The 23,682-nt window shown below is 56.2% G+C and carries 21 protein-coding genes, 1 tRNA gene and 1 pseudogene; 16 read left to right on the top strand and 7 right to left on the bottom strand.

The features are described from left to right. Positions 1–492 (bottom strand): TRAP transporter small permease subunit, encoded by a 492-nt coding sequence (locus DV711_RS13625; protein ID WP_243633820.1) that lies wholly within the window; start codon positions 490–492, stop codon positions 1–3. Positions 493–776: 284 nt separating this feature from the next. Then, complete coding sequence (locus DV711_RS13620) at positions 777–1,847, bottom strand: TRAP transporter substrate-binding protein (protein ID WP_114696246.1); 1,071 nt, start codon at positions 1,845–1,847, stop codon at positions 777–779. Positions 1,848–2,183: 336 nt separating this feature from the next. On the opposite strand from DV711_RS13620, the gene DV711_RS13615 reads away from it, so the two are divergent. From DV711_RS13615 to DV711_RS13580, 8 genes and pseudogenes are all read left to right on the top strand, one after another. Beyond that, a complete protein-coding gene (locus DV711_RS13615) occupies positions 2,184–2,945 on the top strand; it encodes an FCD domain-containing protein (protein ID WP_114696245.1) in 762 nt (253 codons plus the stop codon). 202 nt (positions 2,946–3,147) lie between these two features. Continuing rightward, on the top strand, positions 3,148–5,814 hold the full coding sequence (aceE, locus tag DV711_RS13610; protein ID WP_424398992.1) for a pyruvate dehydrogenase (acetyl-transferring), homodimeric type: 2,667 nt from the start codon (positions 3,148–3,150) through the stop codon (positions 5,812–5,814). Positions 5,815–5,854: 40 nt separating this feature from the next. Then, complete coding sequence (gene aceF / locus DV711_RS13605; RefSeq protein WP_114696244.1) at positions 5,855–7,789, top strand: dihydrolipoyllysine-residue acetyltransferase; 1,935 nt, start codon at positions 5,855–5,857, stop codon at positions 7,787–7,789. Positions 7,790–8,475: 686 nt separating this feature from the next. Further along, positions 8,476–10,203, top strand: a complete 1,728-nt coding sequence (locus DV711_RS13600; protein WP_114696243.1) for a protein adenylyltransferase SelO — start codon at positions 8,476–8,478, stop codon at positions 10,201–10,203. Between the two features lie 96 nt (positions 10,204–10,299). Beyond that, complete coding sequence (locus tag DV711_RS13595; protein WP_114696242.1) at positions 10,300–10,716, top strand: glutaredoxin family protein; 417 nt, start codon at positions 10,300–10,302, stop codon at positions 10,714–10,716. 27 nt (positions 10,717–10,743) lie between these two features. Then, positions 10,744–11,013 (top strand): annotated as a pseudogene (locus tag DV711_RS13590) (LysR substrate-binding domain-containing protein); the annotation flags it as partial. Positions 11,014–11,127: 114 nt separating this feature from the next. Further along, a complete protein-coding gene (locus DV711_RS13585) occupies positions 11,128–11,739 on the top strand; it encodes a cytochrome c oxidase subunit 3 family protein (protein ID WP_114696240.1) in 612 nt (203 codons plus the stop codon). Continuing rightward, on the top strand, positions 11,736–11,999 hold the full coding sequence (locus DV711_RS13580) for a cytochrome C oxidase subunit IV family protein (protein ID WP_165840118.1): 264 nt from the start codon (positions 11,736–11,738) through the stop codon (positions 11,997–11,999). The genes DV711_RS13585 and DV711_RS13580 overlap by 4 nt, the downstream gene beginning before the upstream one ends. Positions 12,000–12,011: 12 nt before the next feature. On the opposite strand, the gene DV711_RS13575 is transcribed toward DV711_RS13580, so the two are convergent. Both DV711_RS13575 and DV711_RS13570 read right to left on the bottom strand, forming a co-directional pair. Next, positions 12,012–12,575, bottom strand: a complete 564-nt coding sequence (locus DV711_RS13575) for a cob(I)yrinic acid a,c-diamide adenosyltransferase (RefSeq protein ID WP_114696238.1) — start codon at positions 12,573–12,575, stop codon at positions 12,012–12,014. 41 nt (positions 12,576–12,616) lie between these two features. Continuing rightward, positions 12,617–13,552, bottom strand: coding sequence for a ketopantoate reductase family protein (locus tag DV711_RS13570; protein ID WP_165840117.1), 936 nt, complete (start codon positions 13,550–13,552; stop codon positions 12,617–12,619). A gap of 156 nt (positions 13,553–13,708) precedes the next feature. Here DV711_RS13570 and DV711_RS13565 point away from each other — a divergent pair, with 156 nt between their 5' ends. The 4 genes from DV711_RS13565 (at position 13,709) to DV711_RS13550 (ending at position 17,464) form a co-directional block, all read left to right on the top strand. Beyond that, complete coding sequence (locus tag DV711_RS13565; RefSeq protein ID WP_114696236.1) at positions 13,709–14,191, top strand: YajQ family cyclic di-GMP-binding protein; 483 nt, start codon at positions 13,709–13,711, stop codon at positions 14,189–14,191. 87 nt (positions 14,192–14,278) lie between these two features. After that, a complete protein-coding gene (locus tag DV711_RS13560; protein ID WP_114696235.1) occupies positions 14,279–15,640 on the top strand; it encodes an AmpG family muropeptide MFS transporter in 1,362 nt (453 codons plus the stop codon). Between the two features lie 129 nt (positions 15,641–15,769). Next, positions 15,770–17,092 carry a DUF945 family protein gene (locus DV711_RS13555; RefSeq protein WP_114696234.1) on the top strand — a complete coding sequence of 441 codons (1,323 nt, stop codon included), beginning with the start codon at positions 15,770–15,772 and terminating at the stop codon, positions 17,090–17,092. A gap of 156 nt (positions 17,093–17,248) precedes the next feature. Next, positions 17,249–17,464 (top strand): hypothetical protein, encoded by a 216-nt coding sequence (locus tag DV711_RS13550; RefSeq protein ID WP_114696233.1) that lies wholly within the window; start codon positions 17,249–17,251, stop codon positions 17,462–17,464. Between the two features lie 72 nt (positions 17,465–17,536). Here DV711_RS13550 and DV711_RS13545 read toward each other — a convergent pair whose 3' ends face one another. Both DV711_RS13545 and DV711_RS13540 read right to left on the bottom strand, forming a co-directional pair. After that, positions 17,537–17,851 carry an MGMT family protein gene (locus tag DV711_RS13545; RefSeq protein WP_114696232.1) on the bottom strand — a complete coding sequence of 105 codons (315 nt, stop codon included), beginning with the start codon at positions 17,849–17,851 and terminating at the stop codon, positions 17,537–17,539. A gap of 99 nt (positions 17,852–17,950) precedes the next feature. Continuing rightward, the gene (locus tag DV711_RS13540; protein WP_114696231.1) at positions 17,951–18,712 is read right to left on the bottom strand and encodes an SDR family oxidoreductase; all 762 of its coding nucleotides are present in this window, start codon (positions 18,710–18,712) and stop codon (positions 17,951–17,953) included. A gap of 361 nt (positions 18,713–19,073) precedes the next feature. Between DV711_RS13540 and DV711_RS13535 the strand changes: the two genes are divergently transcribed. The 3 genes from DV711_RS13535 (at position 19,074) to groL (ending at position 21,808) form a co-directional block, all read left to right on the top strand. Next, positions 19,074–19,595 (top strand): FxsA family protein, encoded by a 522-nt coding sequence (locus DV711_RS13535; RefSeq protein ID WP_114696230.1) that lies wholly within the window; start codon positions 19,074–19,076, stop codon positions 19,593–19,595. A gap of 216 nt (positions 19,596–19,811) precedes the next feature. Continuing rightward, on the top strand, positions 19,812–20,099 hold the full coding sequence (gene groES / locus DV711_RS13530; RefSeq protein WP_114696229.1) for a co-chaperone GroES: 288 nt from the start codon (positions 19,812–19,814) through the stop codon (positions 20,097–20,099). A gap of 62 nt (positions 20,100–20,161) precedes the next feature. Beyond that, complete coding sequence (groL, locus tag DV711_RS13525) at positions 20,162–21,808, top strand: chaperonin GroEL (protein WP_114696228.1); 1,647 nt, start codon at positions 20,162–20,164, stop codon at positions 21,806–21,808. A gap of 652 nt (positions 21,809–22,460) precedes the next feature. Here groL and DV711_RS13520 read toward each other — a convergent pair. Further along, a tRNA-Ile gene (locus tag DV711_RS13520) sits at positions 22,461–22,537 on the bottom strand. 136 nt (positions 22,538–22,673) lie between these two features. Between DV711_RS13520 and DV711_RS13515 the strand changes: the two genes are divergently transcribed. Then, positions 22,674–23,597, top strand: coding sequence for a 5'-nucleotidase (locus tag DV711_RS13515; RefSeq protein WP_114696227.1), 924 nt, complete (start codon positions 22,674–22,676; stop codon positions 23,595–23,597). The last annotated feature ends 85 nt before the right edge of the window (positions 23,598–23,682 follow it).

The following is a 23,682-nucleotide window of genomic DNA, read 5'->3' as shown; positions in this document are numbered from 1 at the left end:
TTATTCTCCCCGGAACAGCAGTACAACATCACGAATCAGGCGGGAGATAACCGCCAGTGCCAACATGCCGAAGCTGAGCGGAATGACACTCTTGATCGCCCAGCGCCAAGGTAGGCCGGATGGTGAGTCGGAAGATTCATTGATGCGCCAGGAGTCGGCGACGAAATCGAGGCTGTGAATAAAGATCACCGCGATAAACGGCAGAACCAGTATCAAAATGCCGAGGACATCGATAATCCGCTTGGTTCGGATCCGCAGGCCGCCGTAGATCAAATCGACCCGAACATGGGCGTTGTTGATCTGGGCGTAGGACATTCCGAACATGACCCCAACGGCATAGAGATGCCATTGCAGCTCTTCAAGAATGATCAGGCCGCTGGAGAGACCTTTACGCAGGAATACCTGGGTGATGATGACCAGGATCAGGGCAACATAGACCCAGGCGATCAGGTGGCCGATCTTACGGATAAAAGCATCAATACAATCAGCCACGAAGACCGGATGCTCTTGATGTTGATGGTGACTTTGCACGATAGAAACCTCTTGTGAGCGCGCAGAAAAACTCAGCGTTAGCTTAGAAGAGCTTTTGCCGTTGCGGGCTCGTCAAAATGGTTTGGCTGCGTACCGCTCTTGTGCGTGGCGGCTGGCAGAACAACTTACAGGCTGCTGCTTTAACTGATTGGGCAAATCGAGCGCAGCAGTCAGAAAAAAGGCGGCCGGGGCGTGAGCTTCCCCGGCCAGGGGAGCCCGGCTGACGGGCTCCGGTGTTGCATCACTTACAGGTTCGGCTGCGGACGCGGCAGGAAGGCGTTGGCTTCCCACAGGTCGTAACCGTCACGGAAGTTGCTCATGTCGGTGTAAACCTTGTTAAAGAAGGCGTCTTGCTTCTTCTCTTCAACCACCTGGTCCCAGGTGTTCTTGAACAGAGACAGCATTTCGTTGTTCCAGTAACGGATCTCTACACCGTTAGCCTTGGCTTTAGCCATTACGTCATGCTGCATGGATTCACCTTCAGCGATGGCGTTGGTCATAGAGGCTTTACAGGTGGTTTCCAGAATCGCCTGGTTGGCTTCGCTCATCTTGCCCCAGGCGTCTTTGTTCACGAGCAGTTCGAACACGGTGGACTGCTGGTGCCAGCCGGGGAAGTAGTTGTACTTGGCGATCTTGTGGAAGCCCAGACGCTGGTCGATAGCCGGCTGGGAGAATTCAGACGCATCGATAGCACCCTTTTCCAGTGCGCCGAAGATTTCGCCGCCCGGGATCTGTACGGTACCAACACCCAGTTTTTCCATCACGCTGGCGCCCAGGCCGAAGAAGCGCATGTTCAGACCCTTCAGGTCTTCCGGCTTCTCGATCGGCTTCTTGAACCAGCCGGAAGTTTCCGGAGAGATGATGGCGCAAGGCAGAACCTTAACGTTGTAGCCGGCGGTATCGTACATCTCTTGATACAGCTTCAGACCGTTGCCGAAGTACATCCAGGCCAGGTATTCACCCGCTTCCGGGCCGAAAGGTACAGCGGAGAACAGGGCTGCAGCAGGCATTTTGCCCTGCCAGTAACCGGCGGTGGCGTAACCGGAGTTAACCTTGCCGCTGGAAACTGCTTCGAGGATCTCAGGCGGTGCAACCAGCTTGCCCGGCTCATAGATCTTCATCTTCAGTTTGTTGCCGCTCATCACCGGCAGCTGTTCGGAAACCCATTTGATCGGGGTGCCCAGAGCGGGGAGGTGGGTGCCGAAGGCAACTGGAGTTTTGAGCAAGGTTTTGTCAGCTGCGGTGGCAGGTACTGCAACCGACATCGCAGCAGTCAGGGCAGCTGCAGTTACAGCGGTACGAGCAAGCTTTGTCATGATGAATCCTCGAATGTTCTTTTTTGTTATCTGTTCGAACCTGGGGAAGGTCGTTGGTAAATTGGTAATACCAATGTTTGCTTGGGTCTAATACCGTAGTGATTTCAGGGGGTGGCTGTCAACCCTCTGTTGGGAGGTTTGTTTAAACTTTGGTCGAAATAAACTGTAACCAATTGATTTATATGGGTGCAGGTAAACAGAGGGAAGAGTAAAAAATGTGGGAGGTGTTTTGTCGACGGTGTCGGGGGCTGGTTTTGCATATCTGGGCATCCGTGCTATAACTGCTGAAACCAAAAATTGGTAATACCAATATTCTGAGGCGAGTAATTTGAATCAATGAAGTATAGACGAGTTAAACAGCCCAAGATCTCCGATGTGATCATGGAGGAGCTGGAGAGCATGATTCTGGAAGGCAGTCTCAAGCCCGGCCAGAAGCTTCCGTCGGAGCGTGAGCTGTCGAAACAGTTTGAAGTGTCGCGGCCTTCTTTGCGGGAAGCGGTGCAAAAACTGGTAGCCAAAGGGTTGCTGACCAGTCGCCAGGGTGGTGGCACCTATGTGTCGGATACCCTGGATGGCGGCTATGCTGATCCTTTATTAACCCTGTTTTCGTCCCACCCCGAAGCGCAGGCAGATCTGTTGGAATTCCGTCACGCGCTGGAAGGTGTGGCTGCCTATTATGCTGCGTTGCGAAGCACCGAATCAGACCGTCGGGCGATTCAGAAAATCTACGATGAATTGGAGGGCTACCACGAAGCCAAGGCCTTTGAGCAAGAGGTGAAAGCGGATGTCGAGTTTCACCTACGGATCGCCGAAGCCTCCCATAATGTCGTACTGCTACACACGATGCGGGCGTTGCTGGGGCTGGTGGAGAAGAACATCATGAATAACCTGGAGCAGGCTTACCCACAACGGGGCCACCGCTCCAAGATCCATGGCCAGCATAAGGTATTGATGGATGCGATCTTTGACGGCAAGCCGGAGCAGGCGCGCCAGGCCGCCTACGATCATCTGGTCTATGTCGAGGAGGTGGTGTCTGACTACGGCAAGGAAGAAGCACGTCAGGAGCGCTCGCGTAGGCGCTCAGAATTGAATAAGTAGTTGTATGTAGTTTTACTACCTTTTGGTCTTGTTTTAGGTCAATTTTGTTGATTTTGTAGACAGCGCAAGGTTGTTTTTGTAGTATCGCTACGCTTTTTCATCCCAGGGGGGAACGCTGCAGTGCAGCAATGCCGCTGGCTATAGGTTTTTCGGGTGTTGAATCCCCAACCCGATTCAGGTCTTGGCGGCGATTTTGGAGGTCATTAGAGTGCAAGAACGTATCGACGACATCGATCCTATTGAAACGCAGGAGTGGCTAGACGCCCTTGAGTCCGTTGCCAAGAACGAGGGCTCCGACCGGGCCAAGTATCTGCTGGCCAAGCTGGGTCAAAAGGCCCGCGAATTGGGTGCCGAGCAGAATGACACCGTTACCACGCCCTACTGCAACACTATTGCCCCCAAAGATGAGCAACCCTTGCCGGGTGACCTCTTTATGGAGCGCCGCATCCGCTCGCTGATCCGCTGGAACGCGATGGCGATGGTTATGCGTGCCAATGACAACGATGACGGCCTGGGTGGTCACATCTCCAGCTTCTCCTCTTCCGCCACTCTTTATGACATCGGTTTCAACCACTTCTTCCGCGGCCCCGAAGGGGAGCAGGAAGGCGATCTGGTCTTCTTCCAAGGCCACATTGCGCCGGGTATCTATGCCCGTGCCTACCTCGAGGGTCGTCTGACCGAAGAACAGATGGATAACTACCGTCGTGAAGTCGATGGTAACGGCCTGTCCTCCTACCCCCACCCCTGGCTGATGCCCGACTTCTGGCAGTTCCCGACCGTTTCCATGGGTCTGGGTCCGATCCAGGCGATCTACCAAGCCCACGTGATGCGTTACCTGTCCGCTCGCGGCATGATCAATCGTGGCGACCGGAAGGTCTGGGCCTTCCTGGGTGATGGTGAGTGCGACGAGCCGGAATCCCTGGGTGCCATCGCGCTGGCCGGTCGTGAGAAACTGGAAAACCTGATCTTCGTAATCAACTGTAACCTGCAGCGACTGGATGGCCCGGTTCGCGGCAACGGCAAGGTGGTTCAGGAGCTGGAAGGCGAATTCCGCGGTGCCGGCTGGAACGTGATCAAGGTCCTGTGGGGTCGTCACTGGGATCCGCTGTTCGAGAAGGACGAAGACGGCCTGCTGCTGCAGACCATGAACGAAATCTGTGACGGCGAGCTGCAGAACTGTAAGGCCAACGGCGGCGCTTACACCCGTGAGCATGTATTCGGTAAGCATCCTGAGCTGCTGGAGATGGTCAAGGATATGTCCGACGAGGACATCATGAACCTGAACCGTGGCGGCCACGATCCCTACAAGGTTTACGCGGCCTACCATGAGGCGGTTAACCACAAAGGCCAGCCGACCGTCATTCTGGCGCAGACCGTTAAAGGTTACGGTACCGGTAAATCCGGTGAAGCTAAGAACGCTACCCACTCGATGAAGAAGGTGGCGATGGATGACCTACTCGACTTCCGTGATCGCTTCAGCATTCCGCTGGACGATGACCAGCTCAAGACCACCCCGTACTACCGTCCGTCCCCGGACAGCCCTGAACTGAAGTACATGATGGGCCGCCGTGAGAAGCTTGGCGGTATGTACCCGCAGCGTCGCAACGATTTTGAAGCGCTGCAGATTCCGTCGCTGGAAGACCTGGGCGGTCAGCTCAAGGACAGCGGCAAGCGCGAACTGTCCACCACCATGTCGTTTGTTCGTACCCTGTCGACACTGGCGAAAGACAAGAATATCGGTGATCGCATCGTTCCGATCGTACCGGACGAAGCCCGTACCTTCGGTATGGAAGGTATGTTCCGTCAGCTGGGTATCTACACCTCTGAAGGTCAGCGTTACGTGCCCCACGATCGCGACCAGATCATGTGGTACAAGGAGTCCAAGCAGGGCCAGATCCTGGAAGAGGGGATCAACGAATCCGGCTCCATGTCAGCCTGGATCGCGGCCGCTACCGCCTACTCAAACCACAACTGCCCGCTGATCCCGTTCTACATCTCCTACTCGATGTTCGGTCTGCAGCGCACCATGGACCTGGCCTGGGCGGCCGGTGATATCCAGGCTCGCGGCTTCCTGGTCGGCGCTACCGCCGGTCGGACCACCCTGAACGGTGAAGGCCTGCAGCACGAAGACGGTCACAGCCACCTGCTGGCCGCCACCATCCCGAACTGTGTCGCCTACGATCCGACCTACGGCTACGAGCTGACCGTGATCATGCAGGACGGCATGAAGCGGATGTTCGTCGACAAAGAAAACGTGTTCTATTACCTGACCGTGATGAACGAAAACTACCCGCAGCCGGCGATGCCGCAAGGTGCGGAAGAGGGCATCATCAAGGGTCTGTATCTGCTTGAAGAAGGCAAGAAAACCGCCAAGAAGAAGGTTCAGCTGATGGGCTCCGGCACCATCCTGCGCGAAGTTCGCGCTGCCGCTGACATCCTGCGTGCCGACTTCGGTGTTGAGTCCGATATCTGGAGCGCCACCAGCTTCAACGAGCTGCGCCGCGAAGCGCTGGATTGCTCTCGCTGGAACCTGCTGCATCCGGAAGAGGCGCCGCGCACCTCCTACGTTGAGCAGTGCCTGGCCGATCGCAAGGGACCGGTTATCGCCTCCACCGATTACATGAAGGCGTTTGCCGATCAGATTCGCGAATTCGTCCCGTCTCGCTACGTGGTATTGGGCACCGACGGCTTCGGCCGCTCCGATACCCGCGAGAAGCTGCGCGAGTTCTTCGAAGTGAACCGTTACTACGTCGTTGTTGCTGCGCTCAAGGCGCTGGCCGATGAGGGTACCATCAAGGCTTCCGTCGTCTCCGAGGCGATCAAGAAGTTCAATATCAACCCCGAGAAGCCGAACCCGACCACCGTTTAAGGGTTGGGATTGAACGCGAGACGACGAGAGGAACAGAACCGTGAGTGTAACAACCATTACCATTCCGGATATCGGCGGCCACGACGATGTGGACGTGATCGAGGTTTGCGTCAAGGTCGGTGACAGTGTTGAAGAGGGCGATTCGCTGATCGTTCTGGAGACCGACAAGGCTTCGATGGAAGTACCGGCCCCGGCTGCGGGTGTGATTACCAGCCTGAGCCTGAACGAAGGCGATACCTGTAGTGAAGGCGACGTGCTGGGTGAGATGAACAGCGGTGGCGAAGCTGCTGCTGAAGCGCCGGCCGCCGCCCCTGCAGCCGCACCGGCCCCCGCTGCAGCTCCGGCTGCCGCGCAACCGGTGATCGTGCCCGATATCGGTGGCCACGAGAACGTCGATGTCATCGAAGTGTGCGTCAAGGTTGGCGACAGCGTCAGCGAAGGTGATTCGCTGATCGTGCTGGAGACCGACAAGGCGTCGATGGAGATCCCGGCCCCGGCCGACGGTGTGATTACCGCCCTGTCGATCAACGAAGGCGATACCGTCAATGAAGGTGATCAGATTGCTGAGCTGAGCGCTGCCGGCGGAGCACCTGCTGCTGAAGCACCGGCCGCCGAAGCTCCTGCGGCAGCTGCCGCTGCACCGGCCCCGGCTGCCGCGCCTGCCGCCGCCGCCCCCGTGGCCGGTGGCGTTGAGCCGGTCACCGTGCCCGATATCGGTGGTCACGAGAACGTTGACGTTATCGAAGTCTGCATCAAGGTCGGCGACAGCGTTGAAGAGGGCGATTCACTGATCGTTCTCGAAACCGATAAAGCTTCGATGGAAGTCCCGGCCCCGAAAGCGGGTGTGGTGAAGTCGCTGTCGATCAACGAAGGCGACACCGCCAGCGAAGGCGACCTGATTCTTGAGCTGGAAGTGGCAGGCGGCGCGCCGGCTGCAGCACCAGCTCCTGCGGCGGCTGCCCCGGCACCTGCTGCGGCTCCGGCTCCTGCGGCTCCGAAAGCAGCAGCCCCGGCAGCCTCCGGAGCGAACCTGGAACAGCTCGAAAAAGGCAACAAAAAGGTCCATGCCGGTCCGGCGGTTCGTGCCACGGCCCGTGAATTCGGCGTTGATCTGTCTCTGGTGAAGGGAACCGGTCCGAAGGGGCGGATCCTGAAGGAAGACGTCCAGACCTACGTCAAGCAGACGCTGGCCGAAGCCGCCAAGCCGAAAGCGGCAGCTGCAGCGGTAACCGGTGGTTCCGGTATCCCGCCGATCCCGGAAGTCGATTTCTCCCAGTTCGGCGAGATCGAACTGGAGAAGATGTCGAAGATCAAGAAGGTCACCGCCATGAACATGGCGCGCTGCTGGCTCAACGTGCCGCACGTGACTCAGTTCGACGACGTCGACATCACCGAGCTGGAAGCCTTCCGTAAGGAGATCAAGGCCGACGCTGAGAAGGCAGGTGTGAAGGTTACGCCGCTGCCGTTTATGCTCAAGGCTGCTGCTGCGGCACTGAAAGCGCATCCGAACTTCAATGTATCGATGCACGCCGACGGCGAGCACATCGTTCACAAGAAGTACGTCCATATCGGTGTAGCGATGGATACCCCGGCTGGCCTGATGGTGCCGGTGGTTCGCGATGTCGACCAGAAGAGTATTTACCAGATCGCTGCTGAAGTGGCCGAACTGGGTGCCAAGGCCAAGAATCGTAAGCTCAAGCCGGCTGAGATGCAGGGCGCCTGCTTCACCATCTCCAGCCTCGGTGGCATCGGTGGTACCGGCTTCACGCCGATCGTACCGGCACCGGAAGTGGCGATCCTGGGTGTTTCCCGTGCCGACATCAAGCCGGTCTGGAACGGCTCCGAGTTTGTGCCGCGTAAGATGCTGCCGCTGGCACTGTCCTACGACCACCGCGCCATCAACGGCGCCGATGCGGGTCGCTTTATGACCACCCTGGGTGGCCTGCTGAGCGATGTGCGTCGACTGATCCTGTAATCGGATTAGGCTAAAAAACTCAAAGCCCGCGCTGGTTTCAGTGCGGGCTTTTTTGTGCTTTTTGACCTGTCCTGAATAGCGTTGACACCTTATTGCGCCCTCGGCGCGTTCCTTTTGTGGCGACAAAAGGAACCAAAAACGCTTTCCCTACGAAACCGCCCTATGGGTACGCGCCTGCGGCGCTATCAAACCCAGTCTGAGGCGGGGCGATGGGCCGTCCATGGCCCAGCGCCCCGTCGAGTCATCCGTGACTCGACCCTGCGGGCCTTTTTCAGTCTGAGTTCGATCGGCTTCGAAGGGGTGGGGTGCCAGCCGCTTTTACTGGCATTTCAAATCCTTATCGCCGCGTTTTAGAGACTAATTTCCTTAATGCAAAACTCCTGGTTTTCAGGATAAACGCCCAATCCCCTTCTGCGAAGCTGAGCATTACAGCCATCTAAGGGAGAAAAGCGATTGATGTTTGAGTGAGCGTAGCGAGCGAGTTCCAATCGCGGCCCTTGGATGGCGAAACGCACAAGGAATCGGCGAAGCCGACAAGCAGCAGGGGCCGCCTAGGGTTGTTAGGGAAATGGCGGCGCATTTCCCTGACACGCCCGTGAGGGCGTAACGAGTAGAACTCGCTATGCTTGTTCTGGTCAGATCTTCTGAGATATTGCAAAGATATGTTTCCAGGCCCAACTTCTCCGATGAAAAATAAACAGACTGTTGAATCCTCCCCGGCCATCTCGACGTTAGACGAGCTTGCGAAAACAGCCAGTTACTCGCTTATGGATACACTGACCTGTGATCCAGAGGCGACAGTCGATGGTGCCGATCATGCACCACGGCAAGTGTTCTCAGGGCACTATGTTCCGGTACAACCCTCACCCATCGACGGCCCCGAGTACATCGCGCACAGTAAAGCTCTCTTTCACGAGCTTGGCCTTGCTGACAGCTTGGCAACATCAGCGGGTTTCATGCAGATGTTCAGTGGCGACCTTTCGCAGGTCCCACCACCATTACGGAAGGTAGGCTGGGCCACCGGCTATGCGCTCTCTATCTACGGCACTGAATACACTCAGCAGTGCCCGTTTCGAACGGGTAACGGCTATGGCGATGGTCGTGCCGTTTCTGTTCTTGAGGCTGTCCTCAATGACCGGCGCTGGGAATTCCAGCTCAAAGGCGGCGGTCGAACCCCTTATTGCCGCGGCGCGGATGGGCGTGCCGTTTTACGTTCAAGCGTCCGGGAGTTTCTTGCGCAGGAGTACTTGCACGCACTGGGCGTGCCGACGTCACGATCATTGAGTTTGTATGTATCCAAAACAGAGACGGTCCAGCGTCCCTGGTACTCTGAAGGCTCAACATCACAAGATCCCGACAGGCTGGTTGAGGAGCCTGTGGCGATCTCCACCCGTGTGGCACCGTCGTTCCTTCGGGTTGGCCAGATTGAACTGTTCGGTCGCCGTGCTCGAAAGAGCGAGCATCCCGCCGCGTTGAAGGAGCTCGAGCAGATCGTCTTGCACTTAATTGATCGAGAGTACGCCAAAGTCATCGACAGCCAACTGAGCACTTGTGAGAAAGTCGTTCTGCTTGCGCGTGAATTCCGTGCTCGCTTGGCGTCGCTGGTCGCGAACTGGATCCGGGTCGGCTACTGCCAGGGCAATTTCAACAGTGACAATTGCGCTGCCGGAGGCTTCACGTTGGATTTCGGTCCGTTCGGATTCTGTGAAGCGTTTGACCCCTATTTCCAACCCTGGACCGGCGGTGGGCAGCACTTTGCGTTTTGGAATCAACCGGCGGCGGCAGAGCGTAATTTCGCGATGTTTTGCTCGGCGTTGCAGCTGCTTCTGGCTTCCAATAAGGAAGCATCGCAACAACTCGATGATATTCGCAGTGGTTTTGCTGAAGTGATGCAAAAGGAACTGGAAGTGATGTGGTCGGCAAAACTTGGACTTGAACTTTTTGTCCCATCGCTGTTCGGTGAGCTTGTAACCCTGATGGCGCAAACACCCGTTGACTACACGATCTTCTTTCGCGAGCTGTCGTCGGTGCCCGATGACATTGAGCCATTGAAAAAGAGTTTCTACCAAGATACCGATGAAGAAACCGACCAGCGTTGGTCTGAGTGGCTAGCTCAATGGAGATCGCTCATCACTAACCAAAGCGATGCTAATGCCCAAGCAGCCGGTTTGATGGAGGATCTTTCCACCCAGATGAAACGGGTCAATCCCAAGTACAGTTTGCGCGAGTGGTTGCTTGCTCCTGCGTATCAGCAGGCGGCCAAGGGGGATTACGATTCAATCAAAGAGCTACAAGCCGTGATGACCCAACCTTACGCTGAGCAGTCGAAGGCGGTAGAGGATAAATACTATCGATTGAAACCGCTGGCGTGCTGGAATCTCGGTGGCGTGTCACACATGAGCTGTTCTTCTTAATTCTTCTAAATTCTTCGTTAATCGGGGATAGACCCCGTTTTTTCGGTGATGCCTCTACCATTCCGTGGTGAGGTTATCTGATAAGGCGCTGAGCAGATGAAAAAACTCCTATGGCTGACTGTCTCAGTCGCCGTCATTACCGCCGTCTACCTGGGGCGGGGACACATACACGCCTTTTTGGTGCAGGCGCCGGATTTCGCTGCGCAGCATGAGGAGCCAGTGATCCTGTACGGAACCTCCTGGTGCCCCTATTGCGATCAGACCAAGGTCTTCCTCGAGCGCAATGAGATTCCCTATTACGAATACAATATCGAGGTCTCCTCGGAAGGTTACCACCAATACAAACAGCTCAATGGCCAGGGGACGCCGCTGCTGCTGATCAACAAACAGGTTATCAGGGGCTATAACCCGCCGGTGATCATGGAAGTTTTGACCAAGGGCTCCGTCACCCAGACAGAGGCCGATTCGGGAAAGCAGAGCAGCCTGTCGCTGTCCCCACCTGATCCAAGCTAACAGACAGGCAATCGCCAGCTTAAGACCGAGGCAGGGATGCAGTTTGATACCCTGATTTCGGCACTCGAAGTGGCAGCCCAGGGGCACGGTATCGCGTTGGGGCGGACATCGTTGGTGCAGGATATGCTGATCTCTGGACGGTTGGTGGCACCGATGAATCTTCGAGTGACTACTCCGGAAGCCTTCTACCTGGCGTTTCCACCCTATCAATACCTACATCCCCATGCTGAGCTGTTTCGCAGCTGGTTATTGGAGGAAGCCCAGCAGCAGCGGATCAAGCAACAAAATGCTGAGTAGCAGGGCGAATCGAAACCGTTGAACTGCGCTTTTTTATCCCATAAATGATATATGTCGTGTTCCTAATGCTGTCGTTAGGCTATGCTCGCGCGAGTTGTTTTTGGGTAGCTCTTCATGGATATGTCTGTCGACCAAACGGTGGAATCCACCACCGATAATTCCCCATTGCCGACCCGGCGTGTGCCCGGCGATATGGCGATGTGGTGCTTTATCCTGGCCGAACTGACCGCCTTTGCGTTGATGTTTATTCTGTTCAGCTGGTTGCGCAGTACCGATCGGGAGCTGTTTCTGGCCGGCCAGCAGTTACTCCATCCTGAAGCCGGGTTGATCAATACTCTGGCACTGCTCAGTGCCAGCGGTTTTGTGGCCCAGGGCGTGATCGCCAACAGGGCGTCCAAGCAGTTGCAGGCATCGCGCTGGATGCTGGCGGGCTTGGCGGTGGCGATGATCTATGTGGTGGTCAAATGCTGGGAGTATTACCAGCTTGGCAGTGCCGGTTACGGGCTTAACGGCAACCGCTTCTTTACCGCTTACTTCCTGTTGACCGGATTCCATTTCCTGCATGTGTTGCTGGGTATGTCGATTATCGGCTATGTCACCCGGCGGCTGCGGCAACAGGTCTACGGCCCGGATAATCGGGTAGGACTCGAGAGTGTCGCCTGTTACTGGCACATGGTTGATCTGCTATGGATCGTGTTGTTCCCACTGGTGTACGTGATCCGATGAAAACGATTTCTAAAATGCTGCATACCCCGGCGCTGATCTGGCTGTTGCTGATGATCATGACGCTGTTGAGCTTCTACCTCACCGACAGCTCCACCTTGGCCTGGGTCACCGGTGTGATATTGCTTCTGACCGCTTTGAAGGGGCATCTGATCGTCGAGAGCTTTATGGAGCTTCACGGCATCAACCACCTGATTCGTACCGCGATGCTGCTCTATTGCCCGGTACTGGGTGTGATCATCTATTTCGTGTTAAGCCATTAATCGACGGCTGGATTAGCTTTTTCCTCTCTCTTCGCGGTGGCGCCACAGGATCTCCTGGCCGCCGTCCCGTCGCGCCAGCCAGCGGGCGCAGACGAACAGCAGGTCGGACAGCCGGTTCAGGTAGCTTTGGCACTCGGGGCGGGTGTCACTATCGCGGCTCAGGGTAACCAGTCGACGTTCAGCTCGGCGACAAACACTACGGGCAAGGTGACAGACCGAGGCCGGTCGGTTGCCGCCGGGTAGGATGAAATCCTTCAGTGGCGGCAGTTCCTCATTGAGTTGATCCAACAGTTGTTCCAGCGCTTCGATATGCTCGGCCTGGATCAGCGCATAGCCCGGCACCGACAGTTCACCGCCGAGGTTGAATAGGCTCTGCTGGATCTCGTGCAGTTGATCGCGCAGTGGATCCTCGTCAGCGAGTTCGCAATTGAGTAGGCCGATCAGACTATTGAGCTCATCGATATCGCCGATCGCTTCGATCCGGGCGTCATCCTTGTTGACCCTGGATCCATCCCCCAGGCCGGTAGTGCCTTTGTCGCCGGTACGGGTGTAAATCTTTGAAAGTCGGTTGCCCATGGTTAGCTCTCTTAGCCGGATTGATAGGGTTTGTGTTGATCTTAGACGGTAGGGTGGGTCTGACGAATTTTTTCCAGTAGCGATCGATTGTGGGGCAGGTCTATGCCGAGAGTCTGAGCCTGATCGCAAAGATAGCCGTTGATGGCGTCGATTTCGGTGCGGCGACGATGGCGGACATCTTGCAGCATCGATGAGAAGTTGGTGCCGGTGGCGCGAGCCACCGCTTCGGCACGGGTGATCAGTGGTTGCTCGAACAGCGGTTGTTGCAGGGCCTCTGCCAGCCGTTCCACCTCGTCACACAACTGCGTCATTTGTTGGTGGTATTCCGGATTGTCGGCCAGGACGCCATTCTGGCAATCGTGCAGTGCGGTCAGGCCGTTGATCGCTGCGTTGATGGCCAGCTTCTGCCACAGTCGGTTAAGTATCTGCGGGTCGTAGCCGCTATGTAGCGCAAGGCTTAACAGTGGTCGCAGTGGCGCCTCTCCAAGCTGCTTGGCGACGGCATTGAGCGGTCCGAACCAGCTCTCCCCGCTGCCGGCATGGACCAGTTGATGGCCGCTCAAGAACGCCCCTTCGGTGGTGGTGCCGACATAGATCGGCACCTCGGGTAGGCGCTCTGCCAGCTGCTGCTGTTGTCCCATGCCATTCTGCAGCAAAACGATGACCGCATCCTTGCTGAGCCGATGGCGGACCGCCTCAACCGCAGCCAGGGTATCGTAACTCTTGGTCGTGACCAGCAGTCTAGAGATCGGGCTTTCGGATTGATTCAGCTCGGCCTGAAGTTGAATCCCCTCGGCCTGGCTTTGACCGCTGAGTGACCAGGGCTGCTGAAATTGTTGCAGTTTCGAATCGCTGCGAACCAGCAACGAGACCGGTTGTTGTTGCAGCTGCAGATGACAGGCCCACAGGCAGCCGATCGCGCCTGCGCCGAGGATATGCCAATGGCTAGCGGAGGATAGGTTGTCGGTTGGATGCATAGGCTGGCGTACTTGAGGCTGAAATCTGGCGATCGGGTTTGGTATCAAGCCGGTTCGGTGGGTTAGAATCAGTCGCGCCCGGCATCGGTAACAGTTCGGGTATTGTGCCATCATCAGGGCCTGTTCGCAGACCCTATTACTCACCAAGGAGGCAATATGCCGTCATTCGATGTGGTATCCGAGCTGGATATGCATGAAGTAAACAACGCCGTCGATCAGGCTAACCGTGAGATCGGTACCCGGTATGACTTCAAAGGGGTCAACGCGAGCTTTGAAGCGAGTGACTCCGACATCACCATGGCGGCCGAAGGTGAATTCCAGTTGCAGCAGATGCGCGACATCCTGATCAACAAGCTGGTCAAGCGCAGCATCGACCCCAAGGCGCTGGACTTCAATGCCCCGGCCAAGAGTGGTATGCAGGTGAAGCAGCAGGTCGGCCTGAAGCAGGGCCTTGATCAGCCGACGGCGAAGAAGATCGTCAAGCTGATCAAGGATAAGAAGATGAAGGTGCAGGCCGCGATCCAGGGGGATCAGGTGCGTGTGACCGGTAAGAAGCGTGATGACCTGCAGCAGGCCATTGCGATGCTGCGTGAAGCGGATATCGATCTGCCGCTGCAGTTCAACAACTTCCGTGACTAATTCCGCGATTCGTTTCGCGACTCATTTCGTGATTGGGCCGATCCTGATGATCGAATCTCGCCAACCGCCGCGCTGTCGGGCGGCGGCTTGAGCCAGCGTCCCTTCTCCTGGCGCGAGGCGCTGCTGGTCTATACCCGACCGCAGGTGATCGCGCTCTGGTTTCTCGGCTTTGCCGCCGGGTTGCCGTTTCTACTGGTGTTCTCGACCCTGAGTGCCTGGCTGACCGACTACGGTGTCAGCCGCAGTGCGATCGGTTTTTTTGCCTGGATCGGCATCACCTACTCGATCAAGGTGCTCTGGGCTCCGGTGGTAGATCGAATCCGCCTGCCCGGCTTGGGCCGCCTCGGCCAGCGACGGAGCTGGATGTTGCTGGGACAACTGGGGATCGCCTCGGGTCTGGTCGGGATGGCGTTGACCGACCCGCAGCAACAACTGGGGCTGATCGCGATGTTGGGGTTGTTGGTGGCGTTTTCGTCGTCGACCCAGGATATCGCCATCGATGCGTACCGTATCGAGGCGGCGATTCCCGAATACCAGGGGGCGATGTCGGCAGCCTATATCTTTGGTTACCGGGTGGCGTTGTTGGCCGCTGGTGCCGGCGCCCTCTATATCGCCGATATCGCCAGTTGGCCGTTGGCCTACCTGTCGATGGCGGCGTTGATGGGAGTAGGGATCGCCACCGTGCTGGTGGTCCGCGAGCCAGAACGGGTTGAAAACCGTAGCGCCGACACAACCGAGCAACGGTTGCATCGGGCCGCTCACCTGAATCATCCGCGTACCCGCGCCCAGCGCCTGCAGGCCTGGTTCCTGGATGCGGTGGTAGCGCCCTTCGTCGAGTTCTTCCGCCGCAACGGCGTAATCGCCCTGTGGCTGCTGCTGTTTATCAGCCTTTACCGGCTCAGCGATATCACCATGGGGATCATGGCCAATCCGTTCTATCTGGATCTGGGGTTCAGCAAGAGCGATATCGCCGCCATCGGCAAGCTGTACGGCTTTGTGATGACCATCGTCGGTTCGATGGTGGGGGGCATTTTAGTTGTTCGCTTCGGGCTGTATCGACCGCTGCTGATGGGGGCGGTGCTGGTGGCGCTGACCAACCTGCTGTTTGCTCAGCTGGCCCAAGTCGGTGCCGATAAAGCCTGGCTGACCCTGGTGATCAGTGCCGATAACTTCAGTGGCGGGCTATCCAGTACCGCCTTTATCGCCTACCTCTCCAGCCTGACCAACCGCGCCTATACGGCAACCCAGTATGCGCTGTTCAGCTCGTTGATGACGTTGCCCGGTAAGTTTGTCAGTGGTTTTTCCGGTGTCGTTGTCGATGCCCAGGGCTACTACAGCTTCTTTATCTATGCTGCGCTGCTGGGGCTTCCCGCGGTGCTGATGGCGACCTGGCTTTGGCGTCGCTCGGTGAGGGAGCCGCTCGTCGACGGGAGCAAGGTCGAGTCTTAGGAATCGACTTCCGACACTCCGGACATCGCCTGACGATTTTTTAGCGCTTGGCTGTCTCAAGTCAGCGTTTTTAATTCCGGCCCCTGTAAGCTGTTGCTGGAATGAACGAAACCAACAAGGAAGGTAGTGATGAAAAAAGGACTCTTAGTCGTCGCCGGTATGGCGGTAGCGGCTACCGGTACGGCCAGTTTTCAGCAGCTTCAGTACGAGCAGTATGTGCAGGCGGCGGTACAGGATCTAGTCGAGCAGGTTAAGGACTCCGAGATCGAAGGTGTACCTATTCATGCGCTTTACGATCATCATCAGGGCGGCCTGTTCGAGTCGACTGGCAGGGTGACCCTTATCGCCGGTAGATCGACTGGCGAGAGCCGTATCGAGCTGGATTATGTGGTCCAGCATTATCCGGATGTGCCGCTATCGGGGGCTAGCTACAGGGTTGAGGTACGCAATTCGATCTTGGATGGGAGTGTCCAGGAGACCCTGACCAGTAAGCTGTTTAACGGCAAACCGGTGCTGATGAGTGGCGTGGTGAGCTCTGATTCGGCTACCGGGACGGTTCATATTCCCGAGATCTGGTTGACCACCCAACGGGACACCGTTTCAGGATCGGCGGGAACGATTACCTGGAAGGCAGGGATTACTCCCGAGGGGGCGTTCTCCAAACAGTTTTCAGCAGACTTGTCCTACCCGGGGTTTGAAATAAAAAGCCAACAGGGTAAAAAAACCGGAGGACTGAAGATCGATGGCATTCAAGGTGAGTTTGCCTACGACCAGCGCCCCAGTAACAACAGCTCCCATCTGACCGCCGGCTTCCAGTCGTTCGATTTGGTCAACCGGGGCAATGAGTTCCGTCTTGGCAAGACCGCCTGGCGTAGCGATTGGGAGGTTGGTCGGTTTGCCAAGTCTCGGGTGAATTTTTCGGTACTCAATGCGCTGATTAAAGGTAACGAGATCCCCAAAATCGCGCTGAATATATCGTTAGATAAGTTGAACGCCGAGGCGGTGCAAACCATTCAACAGTTGGTTGAGAGCGCGGACCAGGAGCGTTGGGGTGCTGAGAATGCCCAGCAGGAACTGTACGGCATGATGTTGCAGCTCAGTGATCAGTTGATCCAAGACGACCCAGTCCTGGCGGTGGAAGATCTGCAGGTTGAGCTGGGAGAAAAAGGCTCCTTTGCGCTGGACGGCTCGATCATGCTGGATCACTCAAAACTATCACCAACCGCGATGCGCGAACTAATGAGTTCCGGTCGGGCCAGTGCAGGGTTCCAAAATGATCTGAGGCATGCATTGAATATCAATCTTCATGCACAAGCCGAGGGTGAGGCGCAGAAAGTGATCTATGCCGCCTTGCGACGCAAAGCCAGACCGATCGCCGATGCGATGCAGGATGGCGATCTGGTGATCACGGCTGAAAATGGGGTGTTGAAGATTGATGGCACCGCGCTCTGATTCGGGGACAGGGAGCCACGACCGCGGATAGCTATATCTCTAAATAAGAATTGTTTGCATTCGCATTAATGTGTGTTTAGACTGCAGTTCTGTAGGGGGGGGACGCCGATGTTGCTCCCTACGGTCTTTCAGGTTAACCACACAGGAGTGATTGCCATGACCTACATTGTTAATGCCTGGCTTGAGCGAGAGAAGCCTCAGCTACAAGTAACCGACCGACGGAGCGGAAAGGTGGTGATGGAGTGGGGAGCGGAGCGGCTCAGGTCGATGTTTGCCACCGGCGAGCTATGTCTGGCCGATCTACAGGCTAGCGATGCCCAGTTGCAGGAAACGATCAAGGAACTATTTTTGCTCTCTTATCGACCGTCCTGACGCTCATCCTGAAAGGTGGACAGCCTGACCGCCGGGCCCCTTCGGAATCCTCGAGAATCTGCTCTGAAATACTCAGGGGTTCCAACGATGGCGGTTCAGGTTGATCCGATTGTTATGGAACTCGACCCCTTCGGCCAGCAAACGCTGCTTCTGCTCGACGAACCGAGGGCTGCCGACTTCAAAACTGATTCTTCCGGCCGCGTTGATGACCCGATGCCACGGCAGTCGGGTTCCTTCGGGGAGCTTTTTCAGGGTATGGCCAACCAGTCGGGCGCAGCCGGGGAGACCGGCCAGTTCTGCCAACTGTCCATAGCTGACCACATGGCCACTGGGTATCGCAGCCAGTGCCTGCCAGATTCGCTCGGCGTTGCTCAATGATTCGTTCATGGGAATCTATGAAGCCAGAACTTGGGTAAAAAGTCAGGCGAAAAAAAACCGGCGCTTAAGCACCGGTTCTTTTGAATCAGCTCTGAATCGACGAATCGATTACAGACGCAGGGCGCCGTCGACTTCGATCACACGACCGCTGACGTAGTCGTTTTCCAGAATGAAGGCAACCGCCGAGGCGATCTCTTCCGGCTTGCCGACACGCTGAAGCGGGATGCCCTTGGTCATCATCTCGAGTGCTTCCGGCTTCATGCTCATCACCATTTCGGTACCGATAAAGCCCGGAGCGATGGCGCCGGTACGGATGCCGAAGCGAGCCAGTTCTTTGGCCCAGGTGGTGGTCAGTGCCACAACGCCGGCTTTGGCTGCGCTGTAGTTGGTCTGGCCGATGTTGCCGGCCCGTGAAATGCTGGAGATGTTGATGATGCAGCCCAGCTTGCCGGCTTCGATCATCTTGGTTGCCGCTTCACGACCACACAGGAATACGCCGGTCAGGTTGACGTCCATGACCTGTTGCCAGCTCTGCAAACTCATCCGTTTGGTGACTTCGCCATCTTTGGCTTTAATGAACATCGCATCGCGGGTGATGCCAGCGTTGTTGACCAGACCGTCCACACCGCCCATCTCTTCAACAATCTTGTTGAATACATTTTCAACGTCCGCTTCGTCGGCCACGTTGGCAACGTAAGCGCGTGCCTCAATACCCATCTCAAGGCAGAGGCCGACCGTCTCATCCAGCGCCTGCGGATTCATGTCAATCAGGGCGGGTGTAGCTCCTTTCTCCGCCAAGTACAGGGCCATGGCGCGGCCCAGGCCCTGGCCGCCGCCGGTGATTACGATCACTTTATCTTTCAAATCCATGCTTTTACCTCATCCGGGGATGGCCAACCGGATAGGTGTTGGTTTCCCCTGTAGCATCTTCTTTTACGCACCCAAGGATAAGCTTGTCTTATGGCTACAATTAAAAACCCCATGGTGCAATGCATCACGGAGTGTAGGTTTATTGGCACATGCTTTCAAATTTAAATTGTTGCGATGCAGAAAATAATTGCTGCGATTTCGAACTCGCTACGTTGCAGTGCGGAAATGCTGCGGTTTGGAAACGCAATCTTGACAGGCTGTGTCCATTTATCTGGGCATGGATTGAAAAACCTGATTGCGACACCATCAATAATGGCATCCAATAGGTCCATAGAGTCTTCATCAGCTACCGGGAGTCCCGATGCCGTTTCTATTTCTGATTTTTGTTGTGGTCCCTCTGATTGAGATCGTATTGCTGATCAATGTCGGTCAGGCGATTGGCGCCTGGTACACCATTGGACTGGTGCTGTTGTCGGCATTTATCGGGGTCAATATGCTGCGCCTGCAGGGGCTTTCGACGTTGCTGCGGGCCCGCTCACGGATGGAGAGCGGCGAGATTCCTGCCCAGGAGATGATCGAAGGGATTATTCTGGCGGTTGGCGGCGCGTTGCTGGTGACACCAGGCTTCGTCACCGACTTTATCGGTTTCTGCTGTCTGATACCGGTCACCCGACGCGGTTTCGTCAAGCGGGTGAAAAAACATTTCACCCTGGTCGCCTCGCAGCAGATGCATGCTGGTGGCAGCCACCAGAGTCAAACCTTCTATAGTGCCGGTTCCGGGCATGATGATTTCCAACCCCGTCGGCCCAACAAGGACGCAGACAGCTCCGGCCGCAAGAATGGCGGACAGACCATCGACGGCGAGTATCGCCGCGACGACTGAGGCGAACAAGTGCTAGTCGTCTCGGATTGCCTGTCAGATTCGATCGGGCTCAGCGGGCAGGTCTCGTTGTTAAAAAAAATTTAACTTACTGCGCTTGAATTCATTTTCGGTGCCCCCATTTATCTCACCAAGGTCACGGCAGAGGTAACCCTCTGTTATTTATTTTGTTTAAGTCGGATTGCGACTTTTTATAAGAAAATCAGGAGACTAACTCAAATGAGTATTCGTCCACTTCACGATCGCGTTGTAGTTCGTCGCAAAGAGGAAGAGACCACCACCGCCAGCGGTATCGTGCTGCCGGGTTCTGCTACTGAGAAGCCGAATCAAGGCGAAGTTGTTGCAGTCGGCAAGGGTCGCATCCTTCAGAACGGTGATGTTCAACCGATGGACGTCAAAGCCGGTGACACCGTGCTGTTCGGTCAGTACTCGGGCAACACCGTAAAGGTTGACGGTGAAGAGCTGCTGATCATGAGCGAAAGCGACATTTTGGGTGTGCTGGAATAAGCCGAGTCTCGGTAACCAGACCCTTTATTTTCAGAATTCATAGATTTTAGGAACCGCTTAACATGGCTGCTAAAGACGTAAAATTCGGTAACGACGCCCGCGTAAAAATGCTGGACGGCGTCAACGTACTGGCAAACGCTGTAAAAACCACCCTGGGCCCGAAAGGTCGTAACGTTGTTCTGGACAAGGCCTTTGGCGCACCGACCGTGACCAAAGACGGCGTTTCCGTTGCCAAAGAGATCGAGCTGGAAGACAAGTTCGAGAACATGGGCGCGCAGATGGTTAAGGAAGTTGCTTCCCAAGCCAACGACGTTGCCGGTGACGGTACTACCACTGCAACTGTACTGGCTCAGGCGATCGTAACCGAAGGTCTGAAGTCCGTTGCTGCCGGTATGAATCCGATGGACCTGAAGCGCGGCATCGACAAAGCGGCTGCCGCTGTTGTAGCCCAGATTCAGGAAATGGCCGCTCCTTGTGCCGACGCCAAGGCGATCGCTCAGGTAGGCACCATCTCTGCCAACAGCGACACCGCTGTGGGTGACATCATCGCCGAAGCGATGGGTAAGGTTGGTAAAGAAGGCGTCATCACCGTTGAAGAAGGTTCCGGCCTGGAAAACGAGCTGGACGTTGTTGAAGGTATGCAGTTCGACCGCGGTTACCTATCTCCTTACTTCATCAACAACCAAGAGAGCATGGCGGTTGAGCTGGAAAGCCCGTTCATCCTGCTGGTGGACAAGAAAGTTTCCAACATCCGTGACCTGCTTCCGGTACTGGAAAACGTCGCCAAGGCTTCTCGTCCGCTGCTGATCATCGCTGAAGATGTTGAAGGCGAAGCGCTGGCGACTCTGGTTGTTAACAACATGCGCGGCATCGTTAAGGTTGCTGCGGTTAAAGCGCCGGGCTTCGGTGATCGTCGTAAGGCGATGCTGGAAGATATCGCTATCCTGACCGGCGGCACTGTGATCTCCGAAGAAGTTGGTCTGAACCTGGAAGGTACTACCCTGGAGCACCTGGGTCAGGCGAAGAAAGTCCAGATCACCAAAGAAAACACCACTATCGTTGACGGTGTTGGTGAGCACGCCAACATCGAAGGTCGTGTTGCTCAGATCCGCGCTCAGATCGCTGAAACTTCTTCCGATTACGATCGTGAGAAGCTGCAGGAGCGTGTTGCCAAGCTGGCCGGCGGTGTTGCCGTGATCAAGGTTGGTGCAGCGACTGAAGTTGAAATGAAAGAGAAGAAGGCTCGCGTTGAAGACGCGCTGCACTCCACCCGCGCTGCGGTTGAAGAGGGTGTGGTTGCCGGTGGTGGTGTTGCGCTGGTTCGCGCGCTGCAGACCATCGAATCTCTGGAAGGTGACAACCACGACCAGACCGTTGGTATCCAGCTGGCTTGTCGTGCGATGGAAGCACCGCTGCGTCAGATCGTTAACAATGCTGGTGACGAAGCCTCTGTGGTACTGAATAACGTTAAGAACGGTGAAGGTAACTACGGTTACAACGCCGCGAACGGTGAATACGGCGACATGATCGAGTTCGGTATTCTGGACCCGGCCAAAGTTACCCGCTCTGCGCTGCAAGCAGCGGCTTCTGTTGCTGGTCTGATGATCACTACCGAAGCGATGGTTGCTGAACTGCCGCAGGAAGCTGCTCCGGCAATGCCTGACATGGGCGGCATGGGCGGCATGGGCGGCATGGGCGGCATGATGTAAGTCAGCCGTTCTGCTCAGGTAACTAGCCTACGGCCTACGTCCCAGGGGGCTCTTTTGGAGTCCCCTATCCAAACGCCGTGAATTAGTGGGTGCTCTCGGCCTTAACGAATTCATGAAAATGAAATCGTAGCACCAAGGTCTACGACCGAAGGTCACTTCTATGACTAGGTTCTCCTCGGAGTCCTGCTGCATGTATTTGTGGTTGGAGATGATGGGGAGAGTCTATCCCTACCATTTTAAATAATGGCCATCTTTGATCTACGTTCACGTAGCGGCTCGGTAGTACGCGGCTTCTGGCTGCCCGCTCGCCCGCTAAGGTTACGCCCTTGGGCGTAAGCTGTTTTTACTATTGTTTCACCGGCTTGCCGGTAGGAAACCTGTTGTTGGGTCAACGGTAGCCTAGGGATAGTGCATCGCTGGTAACGGCGTTGTGCGAAGCTTCCTGACAATGTAGTCCTGTGATTACGGCATGTGCTTGCCGTGAGGTAATGAGTTGCAGTGATCAAGTAAAACTGGCCAAGCCTTTATATGCTGTAGAGAAGATGCTTGCCGCCTAGCTTGGGGCAGTATGTCGTTGCGGCCTGATCTGACTGTGTAACCCGCCAAGTAATCAGCAGTTCGCAACGTCGTTTGATCTGGATGTGACGAAAGATGGTGGGCCCAACAGGACTCGAACCTGTGACCAAGGGATTATGAGTCCCCTGCTCTAACCAACTGAGCTATAGGCCCCCAGAAAGGAGCACGAATTGTAGCGGCTCTGTTGGGGCAAGCCAAGGGGTGACGGGGGTTTTCGGCGTTGGGTTAGGGGTTCTGTTGCCGGAACCATGGTAGGCTCGGCGTATGTTGACCAGGGAGCGTTTCAGCAGTGCCATATGATATAGAAAACCGGCTGGTGGTGGGGTTGGCGTCCAGTGCGCTGTTCGATCTGCAGCATTCCGATGCGGTGTTTCGGGAGAAGGGGGAGCGGGCCTACCGGGTCTATCAGCGTGAACATCAGGATCAGCCGTTGGAGCCTGGAGTGGCGTTTCCGTTTGTGCGGCGCTTGCTGGCACTCAATACCCTGGATCCGGCCAACCCACCGGTGGAAGTGGTGCTGCTTTCCCATAATGATCCGGATACCGGGCTGCGGGTGTTCAACTCGATCGAGCATTACGGATTGGGTATTCAGCGGGCGGTATTTCAGCAGGGGCGCTCGCCTCATGAATTCATTCCAGCCTTTAATATCAGTCTGTTCCTGAGCGCCAATGAAGCCGATGTGCAGCAGGCGATGTCGCTGGGGTTGCCGGCGGGGTTGGTACTGGATTCCCACACTGCCGATGATCCGGCGGATGACGAGCTAAGGCTGGCGTTTGACTTCGATGGGGTGTTGGCCGACGACGAATCGGAGCAGGTCTATCAGCAAGGGGATCTGGAGCAGTTTCAACAACACGAAAAGGCCCGAGCAGACATTCCCCATAATCCCGGTCCGTTGAAAGACTTTCTGGCCAAGATCGCCAAGATCCAGCAGCTGGAACAGGAGCAGGCTGAGTCGGATGAAAATTACCGTCCCCGCTTGCGGCTGGCGATCGTCACCGCCCGGAGTGCCCCGGCCCATGCACGGGTGATCAAGACCATGCGCAGCTGGGATCTGATGGTCAACGACGCCTTCTTTTTGGGCGGGGTGGAGAAGCGAAGGGTGTTGGAGGTCTGGGCACCGCATATCTTCTTTGACGACCAACGTGGCCATCTGGATGCGGCGGCCGGGGTGTCGCCGTCAGTGCATATTCCGTTTGGAATCGCTAACCAATAACGGTGTTTTTATCGGCGGGTTAAGTGTCGAAGATCAAGGGGATAGCTTGTTGCTCTGTTGTAGAGTGAGGGTATCAACCGGTTCC

Origin of the sequence: Motiliproteus coralliicola, from assembly GCF_003345655.1 — a bacterium.
GTDB classification, from domain to species: domain Bacteria; phylum Pseudomonadota; class Gammaproteobacteria; order Pseudomonadales; family Balneatricaceae; genus Motiliproteus; species Motiliproteus coralliicola.
The sequence above is the reverse complement of the archived record's forward strand: the minus strand, read 5'-3'. Positions and strand labels throughout refer to the sequence as shown.

Bases quoted from the DNA above. Each gene is read 5' to 3' on its own strand.
- DV711_RS13615 (WP_114696245.1), top strand. From the start codon at position 2,184: ATGAAGTATAGACGAGTTAAACAGCCCAAGATCTCCGATGTGATCATG.
- DV711_RS13620 (WP_114696246.1), bottom strand. From the start codon at position 1,847: ATGACAAAGCTTGCTCGTACCGCTGTAACTGCAGCTGCCCTGACTGCT.
- DV711_RS13600 (WP_114696243.1), top strand. From the start codon at position 8,476: ATGAAAAATAAACAGACTGTTGAATCCTCCCCGGCCATCTCGACGTTA.
- DV711_RS13595 (WP_114696242.1), top strand. From the start codon at position 10,300: ATGAAAAAACTCCTATGGCTGACTGTCTCAGTCGCCGTCATTACCGCC.
- groL (WP_114696228.1), top strand. From the start codon at position 20,162: ATGGCTGCTAAAGACGTAAAATTCGGTAACGACGCCCGCGTAAAAATG.
- DV711_RS13570 (WP_165840117.1), bottom strand. From the start codon at position 13,552: ATGCATCCAACCGACAACCTATCCTCCGCTAGCCATTGGCATATCCTC.
- DV711_RS13585 (WP_114696240.1), top strand. From the start codon at position 11,128: ATGGATATGTCTGTCGACCAAACGGTGGAATCCACCACCGATAATTCC.
- DV711_RS13545 (WP_114696232.1), bottom strand. From the start codon at position 17,851: ATGAACGAATCATTGAGCAACGCCGAGCGAATCTGGCAGGCACTGGCT.
- DV711_RS13565 (WP_114696236.1), top strand. From the start codon at position 13,709: ATGCCGTCATTCGATGTGGTATCCGAGCTGGATATGCATGAAGTAAAC.
- DV711_RS13555 (WP_114696234.1), top strand. From the start codon at position 15,770: ATGAAAAAAGGACTCTTAGTCGTCGCCGGTATGGCGGTAGCGGCTACC.
- DV711_RS13550 (WP_114696233.1), top strand. From the start codon at position 17,249: ATGACCTACATTGTTAATGCCTGGCTTGAGCGAGAGAAGCCTCAGCTA.
- groES (WP_114696229.1), top strand. From the start codon at position 19,812: ATGAGTATTCGTCCACTTCACGATCGCGTTGTAGTTCGTCGCAAAGAG.
- DV711_RS13575 (WP_114696238.1), bottom strand. From the start codon at position 12,575: ATGGGCAACCGACTTTCAAAGATTTACACCCGTACCGGCGACAAAGGC.
- DV711_RS13540 (WP_114696231.1), bottom strand. From the start codon at position 18,712: ATGGATTTGAAAGATAAAGTGATCGTAATCACCGGCGGCGGCCAGGGC.
- DV711_RS13535 (WP_114696230.1), top strand. From the start codon at position 19,074: ATGCCGTTTCTATTTCTGATTTTTGTTGTGGTCCCTCTGATTGAGATC.
- DV711_RS13580 (WP_165840118.1), top strand. From the start codon at position 11,736: ATGAAAACGATTTCTAAAATGCTGCATACCCCGGCGCTGATCTGGCTG.